Annotated in this window: 16 protein-coding genes; 3 read left to right on the forward strand and 13 right to left on the reverse strand. The window is 40.2% G+C overall.

Features of this window, described 5'->3' with window-relative positions; genetic code table 11:
* Positions 1–19: 19 nt before the first annotated feature.
* Positions 20–2,038 (reverse strand): DNA helicase Rep, encoded by a 2,019-nt coding sequence (gene rep, locus ATS71_RS05405; protein ID WP_058403887.1) that lies wholly within the window; start codon positions 2,036–2,038, stop codon positions 20–22.
* A gap of 161 nt (positions 2,039–2,199) precedes the next feature.
* Here rep and ubiK point away from each other — a divergent pair, with 161 nt between their 5' ends.
* Complete coding sequence (gene ubiK, locus ATS71_RS05410) at positions 2,200–2,463, forward strand: ubiquinone biosynthesis accessory factor UbiK (protein ID WP_058403888.1); 264 nt, start codon at positions 2,200–2,202, stop codon at positions 2,461–2,463.
* A 70-nt stretch (positions 2,464–2,533) separates the two neighbouring features.
* Here the strand turns inward: ubiK and ATS71_RS05415 are convergent, their stop codons facing one another.
* From ATS71_RS05415 to ilvG, 8 genes are all read right to left on the reverse strand, one after another.
* On the reverse strand, positions 2,534–3,178 hold the full coding sequence (locus ATS71_RS05415) for an NADH dehydrogenase (protein WP_058403889.1): 645 nt from the start codon (positions 3,176–3,178) through the stop codon (positions 2,534–2,536).
* Between the two features lie 4 nt (positions 3,179–3,182).
* Entirely contained in the window at positions 3,183–3,842 is a 660-nt protein-coding gene (can, locus tag ATS71_RS05420; RefSeq protein ID WP_058403890.1) for a carbonate dehydratase, read from the reverse strand.
* Positions 3,843–3,871: 29 nt separating this feature from the next.
* The gene (locus ATS71_RS05425) at positions 3,872–5,059 is read right to left on the reverse strand and encodes a methyltransferase (RefSeq protein ID WP_058403891.1); all 1,188 of its coding nucleotides are present in this window, start codon (positions 5,057–5,059) and stop codon (positions 3,872–3,874) included.
* A gap of 53 nt (positions 5,060–5,112) precedes the next feature.
* The gene (locus ATS71_RS05430) at positions 5,113–6,156 is read right to left on the reverse strand and encodes an ABC transporter substrate-binding protein (protein ID WP_058403892.1); all 1,044 of its coding nucleotides are present in this window, start codon (positions 6,154–6,156) and stop codon (positions 5,113–5,115) included.
* Between the two features lie 96 nt (positions 6,157–6,252).
* The gene (ilvA, locus tag ATS71_RS05435; RefSeq protein WP_058403893.1) at positions 6,253–7,806 is read right to left on the reverse strand and encodes a threonine ammonia-lyase, biosynthetic; all 1,554 of its coding nucleotides are present in this window, start codon (positions 7,804–7,806) and stop codon (positions 6,253–6,255) included.
* A gap of 2 nt (positions 7,807–7,808) precedes the next feature.
* Positions 7,809–9,665: a dihydroxy-acid dehydratase gene (gene ilvD / locus ATS71_RS05440; protein WP_058403894.1), complete on the reverse strand. Its 1,857-nt coding sequence runs from the start codon at positions 9,663–9,665 to the stop codon at positions 7,809–7,811.
* Between the two features lie 99 nt (positions 9,666–9,764).
* A complete protein-coding gene (gene ilvM, locus ATS71_RS05445) occupies positions 9,765–10,007 on the reverse strand; it encodes an acetolactate synthase 2 small subunit (protein ID WP_006793049.1) in 243 nt (80 codons plus the stop codon).
* Positions 10,004–11,653, reverse strand: coding sequence for an acetolactate synthase 2 catalytic subunit (gene ilvG, locus ATS71_RS05450; protein WP_058403895.1), 1,650 nt, complete (start codon positions 11,651–11,653; stop codon positions 10,004–10,006). Before ilvG ends, ilvM begins: the two co-directional genes overlap by 4 nt.
* Before the next feature lie 667 nt (positions 11,654–12,320).
* Here ilvG and ATS71_RS05455 point away from each other — a divergent pair.
* Positions 12,321–13,199, forward strand: coding sequence for a TraB/GumN family protein (locus tag ATS71_RS05455; protein WP_058403896.1), 879 nt, complete (start codon positions 12,321–12,323; stop codon positions 13,197–13,199).
* A gap of 68 nt (positions 13,200–13,267) precedes the next feature.
* Complete coding sequence (locus ATS71_RS05460) at positions 13,268–13,459, forward strand: hypothetical protein (RefSeq protein ID WP_058403897.1); 192 nt, start codon at positions 13,268–13,270, stop codon at positions 13,457–13,459.
* 180 nt (positions 13,460–13,639) lie between these two features.
* Here ATS71_RS05460 and ATS71_RS05465 read toward each other — a convergent pair whose 3' ends face one another.
* From ATS71_RS05465 to ATS71_RS05480, 4 genes are all read right to left on the reverse strand, one after another.
* Positions 13,640–15,370 (reverse strand): response regulator, encoded by a 1,731-nt coding sequence (locus tag ATS71_RS05465; protein ID WP_058403898.1) that lies wholly within the window; start codon positions 15,368–15,370, stop codon positions 13,640–13,642.
* A gap of 109 nt (positions 15,371–15,479) precedes the next feature.
* The gene (locus ATS71_RS05470; RefSeq protein ID WP_058403899.1) at positions 15,480–17,810 is read right to left on the reverse strand and encodes a fatty acid cis/trans isomerase; all 2,331 of its coding nucleotides are present in this window, start codon (positions 17,808–17,810) and stop codon (positions 15,480–15,482) included.
* Complete coding sequence (locus ATS71_RS05475; protein ID WP_058403900.1) at positions 17,807–18,169, reverse strand: hypothetical protein; 363 nt, start codon at positions 18,167–18,169, stop codon at positions 17,807–17,809. Before ATS71_RS05475 ends, ATS71_RS05470 begins: the two co-directional genes overlap by 4 nt.
* A gap of 139 nt (positions 18,170–18,308) precedes the next feature.
* Complete coding sequence (locus ATS71_RS05480) at positions 18,309–19,085, reverse strand: VOC family protein (RefSeq protein WP_058403901.1); 777 nt, start codon at positions 19,083–19,085, stop codon at positions 18,309–18,311.
* Positions 19,086–19,625: the final 540 nt, after the last annotated feature.

Consider the following 19,625-nt stretch of genomic DNA (forward strand, 5'->3'; position numbering starts at 1 on the left):
GTTATAAAAAAGCCTGATTTCACTCAGGTTTTTTAAACATAGCTCGTAAATTTGCGACTCTGGCCTGCCCTTTTTCCATTCGCTCTGCCTGAGAACTTGGCGCTTTTTTGTTTTCAAATGCCAAATCATCTTGCGGCAACTCTTGCACAAATCGACTTAACTCTGTTTCAGAGGTTTCACCAAACTGACGGCGTATCTTTGCGTATGTAAGTGTTAACTCTTGCTGCGCACGAGTAATACCAACGTAAGCGAGTCGACGCTCTTCGTCTACGTTATCCTCGTCAATACTAACCTGGTGAGGTAGCAACCCCTCTTCCATACCAACCATAAACACATACGGATACTCTAAACCTTTAGAGGCATGCAATGTAAGTAACTGAACAGCATCGGATTCATCTTCTTCCTCATTACGCTCTAACATATCGCGCAGTGTCAGTTTACTAACCACTTCGGCAAGCGTCATCGGCTCGTTATCAGCGTCTCCAGTTAGCATGTCTGTGATCCAACGATACAATTCAGAGACATTTTTCATTCTCATTTCGGCTGCTTTAGCACTAGGCGATGTTTCGTAAAGGTAAGCTTCGTAATTAATATTACGCACTAAATCTTTCACCGCCTCTAACGTATCACTGCGTACCGCGTTGTCTGACAATTCGACAATCCATCGAGCAAACCCAGCTAAAGCGTTAAAACCTCGCCCTTTTAATCTGTAGCCTAGGTCGTTATCAAAACAGGTAGCAAACAAACTTTGATGTTTTTCGTTGGCTAAAGTACCCAGCTTTTCGAGCGTTACTGTGCCTATTTCTCGACGAGGGGTATTCACAATTCTTAAAAAAGCATTGTCATCATCTTGATTCACGAGTAAGCGCAAGTACGCCATTATGTCTTTAATTTCTGAACGCGCGAAAAACGACATGCCGCCACTTATTTTATAAGGGATACGGTTGCTCATTAATGATTTTTCAAAGCCGCGTGCTTGGTGATTTCCACGATACAAAATAGCGTAGTCTTTGTAGCTTGTGCGCTTCATAAATTTATGCGAAATAATTTCAGCAACTACACGCTCTGACTCATGCTCTTCGTCGCGACAACCAATCACTTTTATCGGCTCACCATAACCTAACTCACTAAATAGCTTTTTTTCTATATCGTGCGGGTTATTGGCAATGAGTATATTGGCAGATTTAAGTATTCGCTGTGCACTTCGGTAGTTTTGTTCGAGCTTTATAAGCCTAAGTCCGGGGTAATCTTTACTCAAAAGAACAAGATTTTGCGGACGCGCACCACGCCAAGAGTAAATAGATTGATCATCATCGCCCACCACAGTAAAACGCGCTCTCTCACCCACGAGTAGCTTTACAAGCTGATACTGGCTGGTATTGGTATCTTGATATTCATCCACCAGCAAGTATTTAAAGCGTTGCTGCCAGCGCTCACGAGATGTTGCGTTACTAGTAAGTAGTAATGTGGGGATCATAATCAGATCGTCAAAATCTAATGCATTATAGGCACGCAATTGGGTTTGATAACGGGCATAAAGCTGTGCAAATAACGATTTTTGCGCGTCACGCGCTTCACGTATTGCTTGCTCTGGCAGCACTAGCTCGTTTTTCCAGCTACCAATTTCCATCTTTAGCAGCTTAAGTAAATCTTTGTCTTTTTTTAATTCATCTTCGGTGAGTTCCGATAACAGCTGATTGGTATCTTGATCGTCAAATAACGAAAAACCAGGTTTAAAGCCGAGTGTGCTCAATTCTTTTTTTATTATTTCTAAACCCAGTGTATGAAACGTCGATACCCATAACCCTTTAGCCTCTTGCTTACTAAGCGTTTGTAATACGCGCTCACGCATTTCTTTAGCCGCTTTATTAGTAAAGGTAACAGCCGCAATATTACGTGCTTTGTACTCGCACTTTTGTACCAAATAAGCAATTTTATTTGTAATAACGCGGGTTTTTCCAGAGCCAGCACCAGCAAGAACTAAGCATGGGCCACTGATATATTTTACCGCTTCATCTTGTTTTGGATTAAGTTTCATAACGACCAGAATGATTTAAAAGACGCGCAATTTTAACGTAACCATTACTACAGGCATAGCGATTGCCATAATTAATTACGCAAACATGATCATGTGTTAAATGAAGTGGGTATAAGGTAATATTAGTTATTATCATTTTAGGCAATGCCGAAGGGACAATTATGATCAACCCAGCAAAACTAGAAGAAATTGCTAAGCAAATTACGAGTAATATGCCACAAGGTGTAAAAAATTTAGCAGACACGCTAGAAGGTAAAACAAAGCAAGTTTTACAAAACAAGCTTGCTGAGATGGACTTTGTTAGCCGAGAAGAATTTGATATTCAAAGCCAAGTACTTATCCGTACACGCGAAAAACTAACTGAGCTAGAAGCTAAAGTGGCAGTTCTTGAACAGCAACTAAGCGAAAAAACAGACGTTGAATAATTAATTTAACGCATAAAAAAGCAGCCTAAGCTGCTTTTTTTACATTATTATGTATACATGAAATTAATATCTATTCAAATAGCTCATCAAGCACATAATATTTATGCGCCTCTTCTTGCTTTAAACTCACCAATAACATTTTTACAGCAACTTGCTTGCCTGTTATGGGTTTATAACGCTTTAAAACGCCAACTTTTGTAAGCAATGGTAAAATAACACTGCCTATTTTTTCAGCTAGCCTAAAGTGATCCCGCGCCCCTAATAACAGTGACGGTTGAAAAACACTCGTTTTATTAAACGCCAAAGGCATAACCGCTTGCTCTAACTGCCCCTTCATTTTTAAATAAGCACTGCTGCTGTTTGCATTTGCACCACTTGATGACACTAAGCAATAGTGTTTCATACCATTACATGAAGCAAGTTGCGCGGCAATAAATTGATAATCAAAGTCGACTTTACGCTGTGCCTCAACAGAGCCTGCTTGTTTAAGTGTCGTACCTAAACATGAAAAAAACACATCACCTTTAAATAACTCACTGTATTGAGTCAGCTTTTCAAAATCAATAATATGGTTAGTTAACTTTTTATCGGAAAGTGGTAACACTCGGCGTGTTATAGCAACAACTTTACTATACTCAGCACAGCTGAGTAATGCCGTCAAAAGCTCAGATCCTACTAAACCTGTTGCGCCAATAACAACCGCCGTTTTCGTCATTTATTTACTCACAACCTGCTTTTTTAAATACATGTTGGATTGCACGTTTGTAACTGTCTGACTCTTCCTCTGCACACGTTACAACCGCTTCTAAGTCATGTAAATGGCCGTTTTCTAAACCATAAACCCATCCATGAATCGTTAAGTCTTGGCCTCGCTCCCATGCATCTTGCACAATATTGGTTCGACATACATTACGAACTTGCTCTATTACGTTAAGCTCTATCAAGCGGCTTAATCGCTGTTCTTCATTTATACTGTTGAGTTGCTCTATGTGCTTTTCTTTTACATCGCCAACATGACGAAGCCAATTATCAATAAAGCCAAACTTTGCATCGTTCAGGACCGCTTGAACACCACCACACCCATAATGGCCAACGACCATAATGTGTTTAACTTTTAAAACTTCGACTGCGTATTGCATCACTGATAAGCAATTGTGGTCAGTATGTACAACTACATTGGCGACATTGCGGTGTACAAATAGCTCACCCGGTAATAAATCAACTATTTGATTAGCTGGTACACGAGAGTCTGAACAACCAATCCATAAGTACTCTGGGTTTTGCTGCATAGACAAAATTTTAAAAAACTCTGGGTTCGCTTCGCTTGTCCGCGCAGCCCAATTTTTATTATTATCGAACAAATTTTTTAATTTTCTCATTGCATCTCTTATTAAGCCAAAACGACTATTTATTGGGTGGAAGGGTTATTATTGGCAAGAATTAAAATATTCCGAGGCGTTAACTGCTTTTCACAAAAGGTTTTAATACTTACTTGATAGCCATGCTGTTGCAAATATAAAGCACGATCGAGCACAAGCCAAACCTCAATTGCTCTTCTGAACACATGTCGAACCAGTTCAATTCTGTCAGTCACCTTTTTTCGAGCGACGCCTTCAGATAAAAAACGGCCATAATCAATACCTTGCGGTATTTTTAATGCTTTTTTATCCCCCGCCCACTCACAAAATGATTTAAATGAACCTGAGAATACCGCCTTATTAACTGAGGGGACACTAACGTAGTACGGCTCATTGGTAATTGACCTCCTCAGCGCATCAAAGCCCAATCGCCACTCAAGTTCTATTTTTCGTATTTTATCAACTCGAGATGGTGCTGTTACTGTTTCTTGCAGAGCCAGTTTTAAATCACGGTGAGTTAACCTAAGCTGACTTTGCTTGGCAAGCTCGCTCATTGGCAAGTAATCGTTCGGTGTGAATAAATGATAGCAACAAGGTGAGAAGCTAATTTGCTTTACGTTTGCAGCTATTGCTTTGTGTATCATAGCTTGATGTAAAGCGCCGCATGCATGAAGCGCCACAGCATGCATATCAGTATTAAAGAATAATGTAGTGTCATCATGTAATACATCTACTTGGCTAAATTGCATCGCCAAGCCTTGTTGCTTTGCGCTTTTTTGACCCTGTTCGCATAAATTTGCCTGCAGCTCAAGGCTATTAATATGTGTAGCACCGTTGAATGCCAGCATGCGACCTAAATGCCCTTTACCCGCACACCATTCTAATACCGGTAATTTTGTGTTTGGCAACGCAGACACAAAGTCTTGAAGTTGTTCGAACTTACGCCCTTTTATGCCATTACTAATCCAAAAAGGGTAATCATATCGGCGGGTATCTGCTTGGGGTAATTCACATAATAGCTGTAATTCATCAAGTAACTTAATATGCGGATTAAAAAAATCTATTAATTCATTCTGCTTGGTATCAAGTGTCGCTACTTGCTCATCGGTTAGGCTGTTTAATATGCCTTGCAGTTCAGGCCAAGGGATCGCATCAAAGTCAAAAGCGGTGCACTGCCAATAGGCGCGAGTCCGCTTTAAAATAGAATCAAGTGAAGTAAATTGCTCGGCTAACGTCATAACAGCTTAATTTATTAAAAGGCGGCCAATTGTATCAGTAACATTAACAGCCATTAAACGGTTATTTTTTTACTAAACATTAAACGCAAATACAGAGGTATAGAAATAACACTCACAATCATCGCTGCAATTAACATCCATGATAGCTCCATTTGTTCCGGCCGCTGATATTTATAAATAAAACTGGCTTTAACCTTGTCAAACTCAGTTTGGTGAATACCGTACAAGTCTGCAATTAGGCGCCACTTTGGAATAGACATATGCCCCAAACTGGTTGTTGCTGGCATAATATACTCTTTTAGCATTTCAGCCTCGTATGCTAATTCATGGAAACTTTTGTTAGGTGCGTAAAGTATTTGGGTTACCGCAATGGCCTCGTCCATATTCATCATTGCGTAGCGCCACCCCTTAAGGCTGGCTTGATAAAATCTTTCGACCGTTTCTGGGGATGTGTTTAACATTTTCCTGGTGGTGTATAAGATATCTGCATAGACGTCTATGCCGTAACGCTGAGGACATATTAGGCGATGTGATATACCTCTCTGAGTCATATTGTAGGGCTCAGTAGATAAATAAACTTGCATTGCATCAAGCCTATTTTCAGTCCAGGCTTGGCTTGGGTTGTCACCGTTATATACGCTAAGCAAGCGCGTATTTACTCCGCTGCGAGTAAGCATAGCCATTAACTCATTGCTATCGTTGTGGCTCACTTTACTAATGCGCTTATTTACAAAATCACGAGGATGAAAAATATCAGAAGTGTCTCTTACCATCCAACAATAAGGTGAATATTGCAAGATAGGCGCCATTGCTACGAAAGGTTGGCCGTTTATACGTTCTTTTAAAATACCCGAGTGACCTACACCAAACTCTGCTTGGCCATTAGCCACAGCACTAAACGCATCAGGTATTGTTAGATCTGCGGGCTTTATGGTTACATCAAGACCCACATCTTTATAAAACCCTTTTTCTTTGGCCATGTAGTAACCAGCAAACTGAAACTGATGTGTCCATTTTAATTGTAAAGTGACCGATTCTTGCGCCGCGATTTGGCAACAAAAACAACACAATCCAAGTATTAATCCTTTAAGTAGCAACCAAGTTTCCTCAAAAATATAGTGGTTACCTGTAACTATATGTAAAACAAATGATAAAGCAAGCCCCCTTGTAAGGGGCTTGCTGTTGAGTCGCTGTTAAACTGAAGCGAGCTTTGCGGTTTTGTCTGAGAGAGATTGCGTCGTTAAAAATTGTGTAAAACACGGGTTATGCGTTTCATCTTGCGCGCTATAACCTAAGTCATTTAGATGCTCGTTAAAGGTCTCAAATTGCTCAGGCTCAATAGCAAAGCCAGCTAAAACATAGCCCATTGAGCCACCTTGACTCCGATAATGAAATAACGTGATATTCCAATCGTTACCAAGTGTATCTAAAAAACGCGCTAATGCACCGGGATATTCGGGAAACTCAAAACGTAACAACCGTTCATGCAGTTTTTCAGGTGCTTTACCACCAACCATATACCGTACGTGCAATTTAGCGAGCTCGTTGTCTGATAAGTCGCAAAACGCGTAATCATTTTTAGTTAGATCTTGTTTAAGCTCATTGAGTTCCTGCTCTCCTTGACGCAGTGCAATACCTACAAAAATTTGCGCTTCACCAGGCCCTGCATAACGGTAGTTGAACTCAGTAATAGCACGGCCACCTAAAGACGCACAAAACTGTTTAAAACTGCCTTTTTCTTCTTTAATGGTAACGGCTAATAACGCTTCGTTTTTTTCACCTAGCGCAGTGCGCTCTGCTACGTAACGAAGACGATCAAAGTTTAAATTAGCACCCGAAAGTACAGCTGCTAAATTTAACCCTTTAAGACCTGATTGCTGACTCCACTTTTTTAGCCCTGCTGTTGCAAGAGCGCCAGAAGGCTCAGCAATAGCGCGTGTAGATACGAAGATGTCTTGCATGGCGGCGCATATTTCATCACTGGTTACAGTCACCACTTCATCACAAAACTTTTGAGCCAAGCGAAATGTTTCTTTGCCAATAATTTTAACAGCGACTCCATCGGCAAAACTGCCAACTCGGTCAAGCTCTACCGGTTCACCCGCTTTAAGTGCAGCTTGTAAACAGGCGCTCTCATCGGCTTCAACGCCAATAACTTTGATATCAGGACGAAGTGACTTTATATAAACAGCCATGCCTGCCAGTAAACCACCGCCACCCACAGGTATAAATACTGCATCAAGCTCATTGAGTTGTTGCATTAGCTCTCGTGCTACAGTGCCTTGGCCAACAATAACGTCGGGGTCGTCAAATGGTGGAACAAAAATGCCATTACGCTGCTCTGTAAGTTCAAGCGCATGAGCTTTAGCTACATCAAACTGATGACCATGTAATACCACCTCTGCGCCTAAAGCACGTACGGCGTTAACTTTTATTTCTGGCGTTGTAACAGGCATCACAATCGTTGCCTTGTGCCCTAAATGCGAAGCGCTTAATGCAACACCCTGAGCATGGTTACCCGCCGATGCCGTAATGACAACCGAGCCTTTGGGCAACTTATTAAGTTTATTGAAAGCGCCCCGTAGTTTAAACGAATACACCGGCTGCTGATCTTCACGCTTTAACCAAACATGATTACCTAACTTCGCACTGAGGTCGGGCATTTTACTGACCTCAGTGACTTTAGCCAAGGGCTCCATATTTGCTTGAATAATTGCACGAAAATAATCGAGCTCTTGAGAAACCATAATTAGCTAAGCTCCTCCAACTTTTCTAAGTCACGCACTGCACCCTTGTCTGCACTGGTTGCAAGTAATGCATACGCTTTTAATGCCGACGATACATAGCGCTCACGATCAACCGGTTTGTACGCCAGCTTGCCACGTGCTAGTTGCTTTTGCTTACGCGCTTCAAGTTCTTCATCGCTTAATGCAAGCGTAATCTCACGCGTTGCAATATCAATAATAATTTTGTCGCCATTTTCAACATACGCAATGGCACCGCCGCTTGCCGCTTCTGGCGATACGTGGCCAATAGATAAGCCTGATGTACCACCTGAGAAACGTCCATCGGTGATCAATGCACACTTTTCAGCTAAGCCTTTTGATTTTAAGTAGCTCGTTGGGTACAGCATTTCTTGCATACCTGGGCCGCCTTTAGGGCCTTCGTAACGGATAACAACAATGTCACCGGCTTTTACTTCGTCGTTTAAAATGCCTTCTACTGAATCATCTTGTGATTCGTACACCACTGCAGTGCCTTCAAAATGTAGCATTTCGTCAACTACGCCTGCGCTTTTAACAATACAACCGTCAACCGCTAAGTTACCTGAGAGCACAGCTAAGCCGCCATCTTGACGAAAAGCGTGCTCAACACTGCGGATACAACCGTTTTCACGGTCGTTATCGCCTTCATCCCAACGGCATTCTTGGCTCATTGCTTTTGTAGTACGAATACCAGCAGGGCCTGCGCGGTAAAACTTTTGTGCGGCTTCGTTTGTTGGATCTGTCGCATCCCACTTTTTAACAAGCTCCCCCATGGTCATACCCGCCACGTGGTTTACCGATAAATCAACTAAACCGCCTTTACCCAACTCACGGATAATAGCCATCATGCCACCAGCGCGATGCACATCTTCAATGTGGTACTGCGCTGTTGCTGGGGCAACTTTACATAAAAATGGGGTTTTACGAGATAACTCATCAATGTGCGACATGTCAAAATCGACGCCGGCTTCTTGTGCCGCAGCTAATAAATGCAATACCGTATTAGATGACCCACCCATGGCAATATCAACAACCATAGAGTTCATAAACGCTGTTTTGTTAGCGATAGCGCGAGGCAGTACGTCTTGATTATCTTTTTGGTAGTACTCACGGCATAAATCAACAATACGCGCACCCGCTTCTACATATAGTTGCTTACGATCTTTATGAGTTGCAAGCGTTGTACCGTTACCCGGTAGTGCAAGGCCAATAGCCTCTAATAAGCAGTTCATTGAGTTTGCAGTGAACATGCCTGAACACGACCCACAAGTAGGACATGCAGAGCGCTCTACTTGCTCTGAATCTGCATCACTTACTGACTCATCAGCGCCTTTAACCATGGCATCGACTAAATCTAATTTGATATCAATGTTAGCAAGTTTTGTTTTACCCGCTTCCATTGGTCCGCCCGATACAAAAATAACCGGTATGTTTAAGCGTAGCGCTGCAAGCATCATCCCTGGGGTAATTTTGTCGCAGTTAGAAATACAGATCATCGCATCGGCGCAGTGGCCGTTAACCATGTACTCAACCGAGTCGGCAATTAGGTCGCGTGATGGGAGTGAGTAGAGCATGCCACCGTGGCCCATAGCGATACCGTCATCAATAGCGATGGTATTAAATTCTTTTGGTACACCACCCGCTTGAGTGATTGTTTCAGCCATTAGCTCACTAAGCTGATTAAGGTGAACATGCCCTGGTACAAATTGCGTAAACGAGTTAACTACAGCAATAATTGGTTTACCAAAGTCTGTGTCGGTCATGCCTGTTGCGCGCCATAATGCACGTGCACCTGCGCGTTTACGTCCTTCAGTTGTTGTTGCACTTCTTAATTTAGCCATAGTTACCTCTGTTTTGCCGCTCTGTAAGCGGGCATTCCTCATTCTAAAAATTGGTGAGTAACTGTTGTTCAATTACTCGTAAATTTGTGTTGTTAGCAATTACACAGCTTGTTGCTGTAAATTTTGTAAAGTGATTTCTTTAACGTCCACCAGCTTATTTAACTGGCTTGTTAAAAGGTGGATTGGTTTATCGCTATCTACTGTCATCGCTACATTATAGTGGCCATCATCCATATTGAGCTGAAAATGCGTAAGATCAAAACCACGGTGACGCACTACACGCAAAAAACGCTCGACCGCTATACTTTGGCTCTTTAATGCAATAGTTAGGCTGTGTTTCATTGTGCTTTCTCCGTAATCATTTCGTCATTTGCAGCCCCTGGTGGTACAAGTGGCCATACGTTTTCTTTATCGTCTATGCAGGCATGTACTATGTACGGCCCTTTGTTGTTAACTAATGCGGTTATTGCATCATCAACTTGATTTGCATGTGTAATTGTTTGCCCAGGAATACCAAATACAGCGGCTAACTGAACAAAATCAGGGTTATCTGAAAGGTTTGTTTCAGAGTAACGTCCTTCAAAAAATAGCTCCTGCCATTGGCGAACCATACCTAAGCGTTGGTTATCTAATATCAGTATTTTTACTGGTAAATTGTTACGGCGAATAGTGGCGAGTTCTTGGATATTCATCATGATTGAACCATCACCCGAGACCGTTATTACAAAATCATCCGGGCGCGCTACTTGTGCACCTATGGCTGCTGGTAAACCAAAGCCCATTGTGCCTGCACCACCACTACTTAAATGGTTGCTCGGGTGGCTAAATTTCATGTGTTGCGCTACCCACATTTGGTGCTGACCCACATCACAGCACACTACGCCTGTTTTTGGCATACGCAGGCTTAATTGGTTCAATAAATACGGGGCAAATACTTTTTCGCCTGGGTAATCGTAGCGCCACGCATGTTTTACGCTTAACTGCTTATTTGTATCGCACCATGCTTTAGGGGTTACAAAGCACTCAAGTGCCGGTAATGATGTTTTTAAGTCTGCAACTAACGAGGCCTTAGCAGGTTTTCGTTTACCTACTTCAGCTGCATCTATATCTAAGTGGATTACTTTTGCTTTGGCTGCAAATTTAGCTAAGTTACCCGTTACGCGGTCATCAAAACGAGCGCCTATACACACTAATACATCGCACTCTTGCACGGCTATATTAGCGGCTTGTGTACCGTGCATACCTAGCATACCTAAGTAATGTTCGTAATCTGGTAATACACTGCCTAATGCCTTAAGTGTTGATACTGCTGGCATTTGCGTTTTATTTAAAAACTGCATTAACTCATTTTGCGCATCAGCGGCTTGCACGCCGCCGCCAACATATGCAACTGGCTGCTTTGCTTCACTTAATAACTGATTTGCAATAGCAACTTGGTTTAAATCAAGCTGTGGTAAGTATTCATCAGCGGCGAGCCAAGGTTTAAAAGGCACTTGCGCCATTTGAATGTCTTTTGGAATATCGACAAGTACAGGACCTGGGCGACCACTTTGGGCTAAGTGCATAGCCTCTTGCAGTATTTCGGCTAAATCTCCTGGACGCTCTACCATGTAACTGTGTTTTGTGCACGAAAGTGACATACCTAGCACATCTACTTCTTGAAATGCATCAGAGCCAATAGCTGCAGTAGGTACTTGGCCAGTAATTGCTAATAATGGTACTGAGTCCATCATTGCATCGGCAAGTGCTGTTATTAGATTAGTTGCCCCAGGGCCTGATGTTGCTAAACATACGCCTAATTTACCTGTGCTGCGGGCATAACCTACAGCAGCAAAACCAGCACCTTGCTCGTGGCGAGTGAGGTAATGCTTGACTGGCGCACCATACAGCGCATCGTAAATTGGCATAATGGCTCCACCAGGGTAGCCAAATACCTCTTTTACGCCGTGTTTGGCTAATAAGTCGATTGTGAGTTCTGCGCCTGTCATTAATAAATCCTCATTCTTCAGTGACAACCTAATTAATTTTTACCCTTAAAACTAAAAAGCCCTCCGAACTGTTAAGTGCGGAGGGCTTTTTAATGCTCAAGTTTACAGCACTACAAAGCCCTCGCGGGAATAATCACCACGATAATAATCAGGACTAGTTTAAGTGCAGTTGTAAGCATGTAATTAACACCAAATTTAAATAATCTGTTGCGAAAGCTCATCTTTCGCTCTGTTATGTATTAGTACCGCGCTGAGCGGCTTAAGTCAACACCAAACTCAATTCAAAAAAAGCACTAAAACCCAAATTAAGTGGTTTTAAAATTCACTAAATACAACCGTAAAGGAATTTTTATGTTTTAATTTAAAGTATAGAAATTCACTATTCTTATATTCCCCATTTATGGTTTGATTAATTTTTGAGTTTTAGTAAAAATTAAATTAATTTTTTTATACAGATAGTATTTAGCTCTTCCGAATAGTTTTAATGATTATGGCTTGCGACTGTACAAAATCAAAAAACGTAAATAGAACAGACACTCCACTCAGCGCACATTAGTACCAATACCCTCACAAAAGACGTTTGATAAATACTGAATTTAGCACTGCTGTATAGGCAAATTTAGGTTAGTATTTGTTTAACTCAACAACAGGATTTGAAGGACAAACCATGAAACCGATACCTCGTATTAGTTACTTTTTCATTATGGTGCTGCTTACAGTACTAAGCTTTAATAGCCTTGCAACACCAGCTTTATATAAAGTAGAAAAAAACGGCACAACATCTTATTTATTTGGCACTGTTCACGTAGGTGATGCCAGTATGAAAGGCTTGCCTGAAAATATAACTCAAGCCATTGAACAAAGTAATGAAGTGGTTGTGGAAGTGGATATTAGTAAACTTACTCCATTTGAGATGCAACAGCGCTCTATGCCATTAATGATGCTAAAAAATGGCAAAACATTACAAACAGAACTATCAAAACAAAACTACAAAAAGCTTAAAGATTACTTTGCAAAAAAGTCGATTGATATTGCCATGTTTAACACCTTCAAACCGTGGGCTGTAATGGTAACTATGATGCAAATTGAATTTCAAAATGCAGGATTTTCTGATCAAACAGGCATAGACAAGCAAGTACTTGCTTACGCTAAAGAGCAAAATATAAAAATAAGCGAACTAGAAACCTTAGAGCAGCAGTTACAAATGTTTGATGGTATGGCGCTATTAAGTAACGAAATGATTGAAGAAACCTTCGAGCAGCTTGCCGACATTAATACTTACTTTATTAAGCTAGTAAACGCGTGGAAAAATGGCGATATGGATACGCTTACCGAGTACTACAATATGAGCTTTGACGATAGTAATTACGGTGAAATAAGCGAGCAAGTCATGCTGGTTAATCGCAATAATAAATGGGTTGAGCAATTAGTGCCTCGCTTAAGTAACGAAAAACTATTTATTGCGGTAGGTGCACTGCACTTACCAGAGCAACATGGCTTAATTAAGCAGCTAAAAGACAAAGGTTTTAGTGTTACTCGTCTTTAAAACTAAGAACTCCAATAAAGCTTACGTAAATAGTTACCCTGCGTAAGCTAATAATATTTAGGTGGATTATGAAACGTATTCAATTCGAGATTTTATTTTTTCTCTCCATGCTTTTTATAAGTGGAATATATTACTATCAAGAGGGACACTTTAAACCAAGTGGTGGGTTAATCATTGCTTCTTTACTTCTTGTGATCGAAATTATTATTTACGCAATAGAAAGTATTAATAAAAAATATAAAAAACATTCTAAAACCTAAAAAAATTGTATCTCAGGTAGCAATAACTTCATTTGGGTAAGGTGCTTCTATGCTTGCAGTACTAATTTAACCTTATCAATTAGCACTGCAAACAGTGTCGATTTGCCTACATCATAGCACTTACTGTACTGCCAAGTTAACATCAGGCTAATTATGTAAGTCAGCGTATTTTACACATTTTTAATTTATTTCACTGCTCATACATACATTAACTAGCGCATCGACAATTGCTTGCTTACCAATTGGTTTATGAATATGCCCACTGGCGCCATACTCATAAACTAACTTCATATCCTCTGTAGATGTATTAGCGGTAACCACAATAATAGGCGTATTAGCGTCAAAAATGCGTATTTTTTTAATAGCCTCAAAGCCATCCATTATTGGCATATTTAAATCCATAAAAATAACCTGGTATTCATTTTTAGTGGCCATCTCGCAGGCGACCTTTCCGTTTTCTGCACATTCATAGCTATAGTTAAGTTGTGAAAGAATTCGCGTTAATAAGTGCATGTTTAACGGGTTATCTTCAACAACTAAACAATGCAGATTTTGAGGTAACAGCGCACTTAACGAAGGTGCACTTTCATCAATCACAACGGGCATTTTCAGCGTAACGCGCACCCCATTTGGCGATGTATTTTCAAACACAATATTTCCGTCAAAAGCATCAACAATGTACTGCACCCTTGCAAGGCCTGTTCTTAACCCTTGAAAGTGATTATTTTGGTTAGATGAATTAAAAGTTAACTTGCTGACTGGCTTGGTTAATCCTGAACCTGTATCCGTGATTCTTACTGTTAATTGCTTATTGCTAACACAAGCCTTAACAGTAACAGCCCCCTCTTCTGTAAACTTTAATGCGTTGCCAACTAACTCAGCTAACACTTGCTGAAAGCGTTGATGATCTAGTTTTATAGCTTGATCAAGTGTCGAATCAAGAGTTGTAACTAAGGTAATGCCTTTTTGACTGTAACCAAATTCATACCCTAAAAGCACTTTATTGAATGACTGAAGTAAGTTTTCATTTGACGGTTTCAATGCCCAACGACCTAAACTAAGCGCCTGTAAATCTTGTAGCTCGTCAAGCATTGCTATTATTCTTGATGCGCAATAAGAGGCCTGTGTTTTAATCGATTTTTGGCTATTACTGACCTCTAACGAATCAATCGAGGCAATAAAGCCTTGTAGAGGCGTTCTAAACTCATGACTTGCTCGAGCTATAAAGTGTTCTTTATTTTTGCTCACTTGCTGCGCAAAATCTTTTTGCTGTTGATACTTTGATAACGCCTTAGTGATCTGCTTTTCCATCGGTATGAACACAAAGCGTAATACACCAATAAGCAATAACATAGTTAGCAACCAAAAAAATAGCTCGGCTGAAGACACCCACGCCACTTTTTTTACGGACTCTTTTTCAAATAAGCCAACAGCTTGATCTAAATACTTTAGTAACTCTTCCATTCGCTTAACAGAAAACACATTGGGGTCTATTTTTTCCTGTTTATACAGTAGCCCTTCTACCCGCTGGATAAATTTTTGCACGCGCAAATCTAGCTCAATAGGTGATTGTATATATAACTTGATAAGCTCAGGGCTGAGGTATTTATATTGACCATTATCGTTTTTTAACAATAAATATTGATGGTTTGCTTTAAATAGGCTGAGCGATGCATCTAAAGACTGCTGATGATCTGTACTAGGTACTTGCGAGGTTAATAACTTATCACCATGCCATGCAATTTTTTGCGACAGCATTCGCTGTTTACCAGCAATGTTAATAATGTTTGCATCATTTTTTTGTACTGAAAAAAAGTACTGCATTAGTGATACAGAAACACTAATTAATAGCGCAATAGCGATTAATGCCCACCGATTACGTAGGCGAATATTTGCAACAACTTCAAACATAGTTAGCCTAATTTTTTGGTTTAAGTGTAGTCCAATTACATCAATATCTATGCTTAATCTATAAATATAAAAAAGCCCAACTCAAAGCTGGGCTATATAAGAGGATTTACTATCTATTTTCTAAACGATTGTAATCGAACAACCCGTATTCAATACCACGGTATTTTTTTGCTGTAGCGTGCAAAATATCGCTGTATTGCCAAAACTGTGGATGAGAACGTCTAATACCAAACTTAGTTTTTAAAGCTGCGTAGTCAGCTTCAACTTGCATCATAGGTAACTGTTCAGCAAAAGCCTCAACCTGTTGTTCATTATTCAAATACCAAATGGAAGCTGGGTAGTCACCTATAAAACCGGGGACGATTGTTGCCGTGTCTTCGTCAAAAGCTCGTTGACCGTCTTCATTTAATAAGCTCGAAATATTGTAATGTGCGTTATGATGAATAATCGTGTAAGCCTTATGGCTATCGTCATCTTGCTTTACTAACACAAACGATAACTGCGGTAGTAAGTTTACTGCTTTTGCAGGCATAGCATTAATGGCACTTAGTGATTTAGGTACTTGTTTATAATCGTAGTGCTCGCTTAGCACTGGGCTTAGCGCCTCTTTAATTAGTGCATATAACTCTTTTTGAGGATTGTTTGTTTTATAAGTTATACCGCTTGGCTGACTAAACTCACGATTATTTTTAAAAAACTCAGCAAGGCTTGGGGGTGATTTTCGATACCACTGGCCTTTAATTTTATCTCGTTTACTTTCAGGTAATAATGCTAAGAAGTTTTGCTCTCCTTCTAAGCGTAAAAAATCCATATACAAACGCGTTACCAGTTGATGCCCAATATTGCCGTAAACATCAAAACCAGCAACCAGCAAATAATGAATTCGCTCAAATAAGGCATAATCTAAAATCCAAGTTGTTTTTGGCTCTTGACCAATAAAACCTTTCACCACGGTGGCGCTGTCAAAATGACGAAATATAGTCAGTGCTGCATTTTTATTGTGGCCATCTCCTTTCCACAATAGATCTGTTGTTAAATGCTCGCCACCTTTAAACATCTCATTAGCTAAATTGACCTTTGCTTTTAAATATTTTTGCTCCAGAGCTGAGTATTTAACCCAGTTAGCAATAGGAAATGCATTACTTTCCTCTGCGGCGGGTAATTCAAGTGCGTCCTCATGCTGCATTATCATTTGTCCAACCGCTGGGGTTGCCACCTTTTTGGGGTCAGCAAAAGCAACCCAAAAGTGGTCGTTAATCACATTTAACGCAATTTGACCACGGCATACTGGCCCTTTAATAAAGCCCATAATAATTAACTCTGCTTCATCAAGCATAAATTGATATTTAGAATCAATAGGGATCACTTCAAACGTTTTAAACGGATTAGATGCAGACTCTGCCTTGTAGCTTGGCATGCTTTTAACCGTATACTCTGGTGCAATGAACTGTTGGTACAAGCGCGTCAACTTTTCATCATTTAGCTTAAGAGGTAAGTGAGTTTTAGATAAAACAGTGCTGCGATCATGCAAAAATCGGTAGTAAACACGGTTAACTTTAGGGTCGTCATAAGGTCGACGTGTGCTTATTAATTTTATTTTTTCGCCTGGAGGTGTGCTCGAACGAACAAGCTTAAAAAAGTTATCTGGGGTCTTTTGGCCAAAATATATGTGAGCTAAAAACCAATGCTCGTATATATAGCGAGCCGATAACTGATACTTCAAATCATCTTGGTTTAAAAATGCTTCCCAACGCTTTACCTGCTCAAGTTCATACTCTGTTGGCGGGTCAATATGCGCCATTTTACCGCCTGCTTTGAGCCACTTCTGCAAGTGATTAAATTCATCACGGGATACGCCCGGTAATCCATAAGGCATACCAGCATGAGGCTGCTCACCCGCTAATTGATCAAATTCTCCCATAGTGGCACAGGTTTGAGAGCGGCTCAGCGAAAAATCAAACTCATCACCTAATATTTCATTTGCAGGCAATTCATGGCTTTGTTTCAGTACTAAACTATTAAACAAGACGCTACCAGCTAAGTTAGCTTCCTCAGTTTGTACTCGCTCATTTAAAACAGGGGTGAAGTTCTTTTCACGCCATTGCTGCGTGGTTGTCGCATCAAACAATAGCCGACTTGGGGTTGTAGCAAGTAAACGAGTACCATCATAAACAAGGTTTTTACTTACACCTCTATCTATCCCTTCAGGGGATGATAGTTTTAACTGACAAGGTGCATCGTAACAACCATGACAAACAACACAGCGAGTATCAAGCACAGGTTTTACATTTTGTAAAAAATTAGCCCCTTCGCCTGTATTATGAGAAACAATTCTCCGCTGAGGTTGTTCAGTGCCAAATATCTCATTGTAATGAGCATTACCTAAGTACGCACAACCACTGAGAATAACTAATATAACGATACCTATGAGTTTGTTCATTCGTCTTCATCACCCAAATCAAAGGTCGGCATCATATCCATTTGCGGAGATATAAATACATCTTGGTTCTCAGTATTGAGTACAACACTTAGAACAGGACCATGAATTAATGTTATTTGCGCACTGTGCGGTTGCTCTAACACAGGAGTATAAGCAGGGTCTGTAATCAATAATTCATAATCTGTCACTGTAATAGCTATGCTGCTATCCTCTGAAGGGTTTTGGCAAATTTGAGCAAGTAAATCATCATCAAGTGGTATTAATATTTCAAAATCAGGCTGTTCTAAATCTCTATCACTTAAAGACTCATTTAATAGAAATAAAGGAAGGGTTAAATTGCTATTTTGTTCAAATTCCATTGTCTGCTCAACATGCATAGATATTATATATGACTGGCATTATAGCAAAATAACGAGTAATTAAACGCTAAAGCTAATAGCCAAAGTAGTTCAGTACAAGTTAGTCTTCGCATGCACTCACTCATACGCCATAAACGCGTTAATCTTGCGCTTGGATCACGGAAAAAACAGCACCTTGAGGATCGCAAAGAACAGCAAACCGACCAACTTCAGGTACTGTAGTAGAAGGTACACACACTTGAGCTCCTAGTTCCTGTGCCTTGTTGGCTGTTGAATCGCAGTTATCAACTAAAAAATAAATCATCCAATGAGGAGGAACCTCCTCAGGCCATTCATTATTCATTTCAAGCATTCCAGCAACAGGCTTACCATCCACCATGAATAATGTGTAATCCATACCATCCATTGGTTTTATTTCACTTTTCCATCCCAGTAAAGCACAATAAAACTCGTTACTAATTTTACTGTTGCGTGTAGCTAACTCATGCCAATAAGGCGTTGATAGCTCTGATAAACGTTTACATCCTTTATGATCTTTTCCTTGCCATAATGCAACGGTTGCTCCCCCCGGATCAGTAAGCATTAACATCCGGCCAGCATTCATAACATTATGAGGACCTGCAATTATTTCAGCTCCGAATTGTTTCGCTTTTAATGCGCATTCATCCACATCGTCTACCGCAATATATGTTAACCAACTGCTTGGAATACCCTCTTGAATTTGCTCTTTTGGCATTTCATACATAGCGGCAATGTCGTCATTCTCTTTTTGTAACATAGTATAAAATAGATCATCGCCTATAGGTTGATCATCATTACCCCAGTCAAATAAAGACATATAAAAAGCCTTACCCTCTTTCCAGTTATGTGTACATAGCTCTGACCAGCAAAAAATACCTTGTGGATAATTGTCCATATTGAAGCCTTTGTTATTTTTATATTAGGCATACTCTTAAAACGTAGTACGCACGATTAAATTTTAATTAGCTTAAATCAATAACTATTAAGAGTCGATGATAGATATAAGGAACGTGTTGAAATCTAAATTAGAGCATCTAAAACAGGCGCTCTATTTTTAATACCATACACGTTATTACCTTGCTGCATTTAGTCCAATTGAGAAATATGGAGTTAACTAGGGCAATACTCTACATCTAATTATGTTATGTATTTAGTAGTTATGATGAAATAGATGAGCGAATATGGCTTGGTTTAATCTATCTACTTTAGTCCAAACAGCCAAAGACCCATCACATTGTTGTAACGGGTTTTTCTTATTTGGAGCTTTGCAATGCCATAGGGCTCACCGCGTTGGAAGGTCACAGTGGAATGGGGTACTATCATGGCCAATCCATTCGATAGCCAAAACACTTTTCACAAAGAGACGCTGCGCTTTAGAGAGAGAAATGCTTAATTTTACTTTTCTATAGACGTAAAAAAGCCCGGCTCTTTCGAA

It is taken from the genome of Pseudoalteromonas sp. H71, assembly GCF_001468485.1.
Taxonomy (GTDB): domain Bacteria; phylum Pseudomonadota; class Gammaproteobacteria; order Enterobacterales; family Alteromonadaceae; genus Pseudoalteromonas.

Excerpts from the sequence above, each read along its gene's own strand:
- rep (WP_058403887.1), bottom strand. The coding sequence starts at position 2,038 with ATGAAACTTAATCCAAAACAAGATGAAGCGGTAAAATATATCAGTGGC.
- ubiK (WP_058403888.1), top strand. The coding sequence starts at position 2,200 with ATGATCAACCCAGCAAAACTAGAAGAAATTGCTAAGCAAATTACGAGT.
- ATS71_RS05415 (WP_058403889.1), bottom strand. The coding sequence starts at position 3,178 with ATGACGAAAACGGCGGTTGTTATTGGCGCAACAGGTTTAGTAGGATCT.
- can (WP_058403890.1), bottom strand. The coding sequence starts at position 3,842 with ATGAGAAAATTAAAAAATTTGTTCGATAATAATAAAAATTGGGCTGCG.
- ATS71_RS05425 (WP_058403891.1), bottom strand. The coding sequence starts at position 5,059 with ATGACGTTAGCCGAGCAATTTACTTCACTTGATTCTATTTTAAAGCGG.
- ilvA (WP_058403893.1), bottom strand. The coding sequence starts at position 7,806 with ATGGTTTCTCAAGAGCTCGATTATTTTCGTGCAATTATTCAAGCAAAT.
- ilvD (WP_058403894.1), bottom strand. The coding sequence starts at position 9,665 with ATGGCTAAATTAAGAAGTGCAACAACAACTGAAGGACGTAAACGCGCA.
- ilvM (WP_006793049.1), bottom strand. The coding sequence starts at position 10,007 with ATGAAACACAGCCTAACTATTGCATTAAAGAGCCAAAGTATAGCGGTC.
- ilvG (WP_058403895.1), bottom strand. The coding sequence starts at position 11,653 with ATGACAGGCGCAGAACTCACAATCGACTTATTAGCCAAACACGGCGTA.
- ATS71_RS05455 (WP_058403896.1), top strand. The coding sequence starts at position 12,321 with ATGAAACCGATACCTCGTATTAGTTACTTTTTCATTATGGTGCTGCTT.
- ATS71_RS05460 (WP_058403897.1), top strand. The coding sequence starts at position 13,268 with ATGAAACGTATTCAATTCGAGATTTTATTTTTTCTCTCCATGCTTTTT.
- ATS71_RS05465 (WP_058403898.1), bottom strand. The coding sequence starts at position 15,370 with ATGTTTGAAGTTGTTGCAAATATTCGCCTACGTAATCGGTGGGCATTA.
- ATS71_RS05470 (WP_058403899.1), bottom strand. The coding sequence starts at position 17,810 with ATGAACAAACTCATAGGTATCGTTATATTAGTTATTCTCAGTGGTTGT.
- ATS71_RS05475 (WP_058403900.1), bottom strand. The coding sequence starts at position 18,169 with ATGGAATTTGAACAAAATAGCAATTTAACCCTTCCTTTATTTCTATTA.
- ATS71_RS05480 (WP_058403901.1), bottom strand. The coding sequence starts at position 19,085 with ATGGACAATTATCCACAAGGTATTTTTTGCTGGTCAGAGCTATGTACA.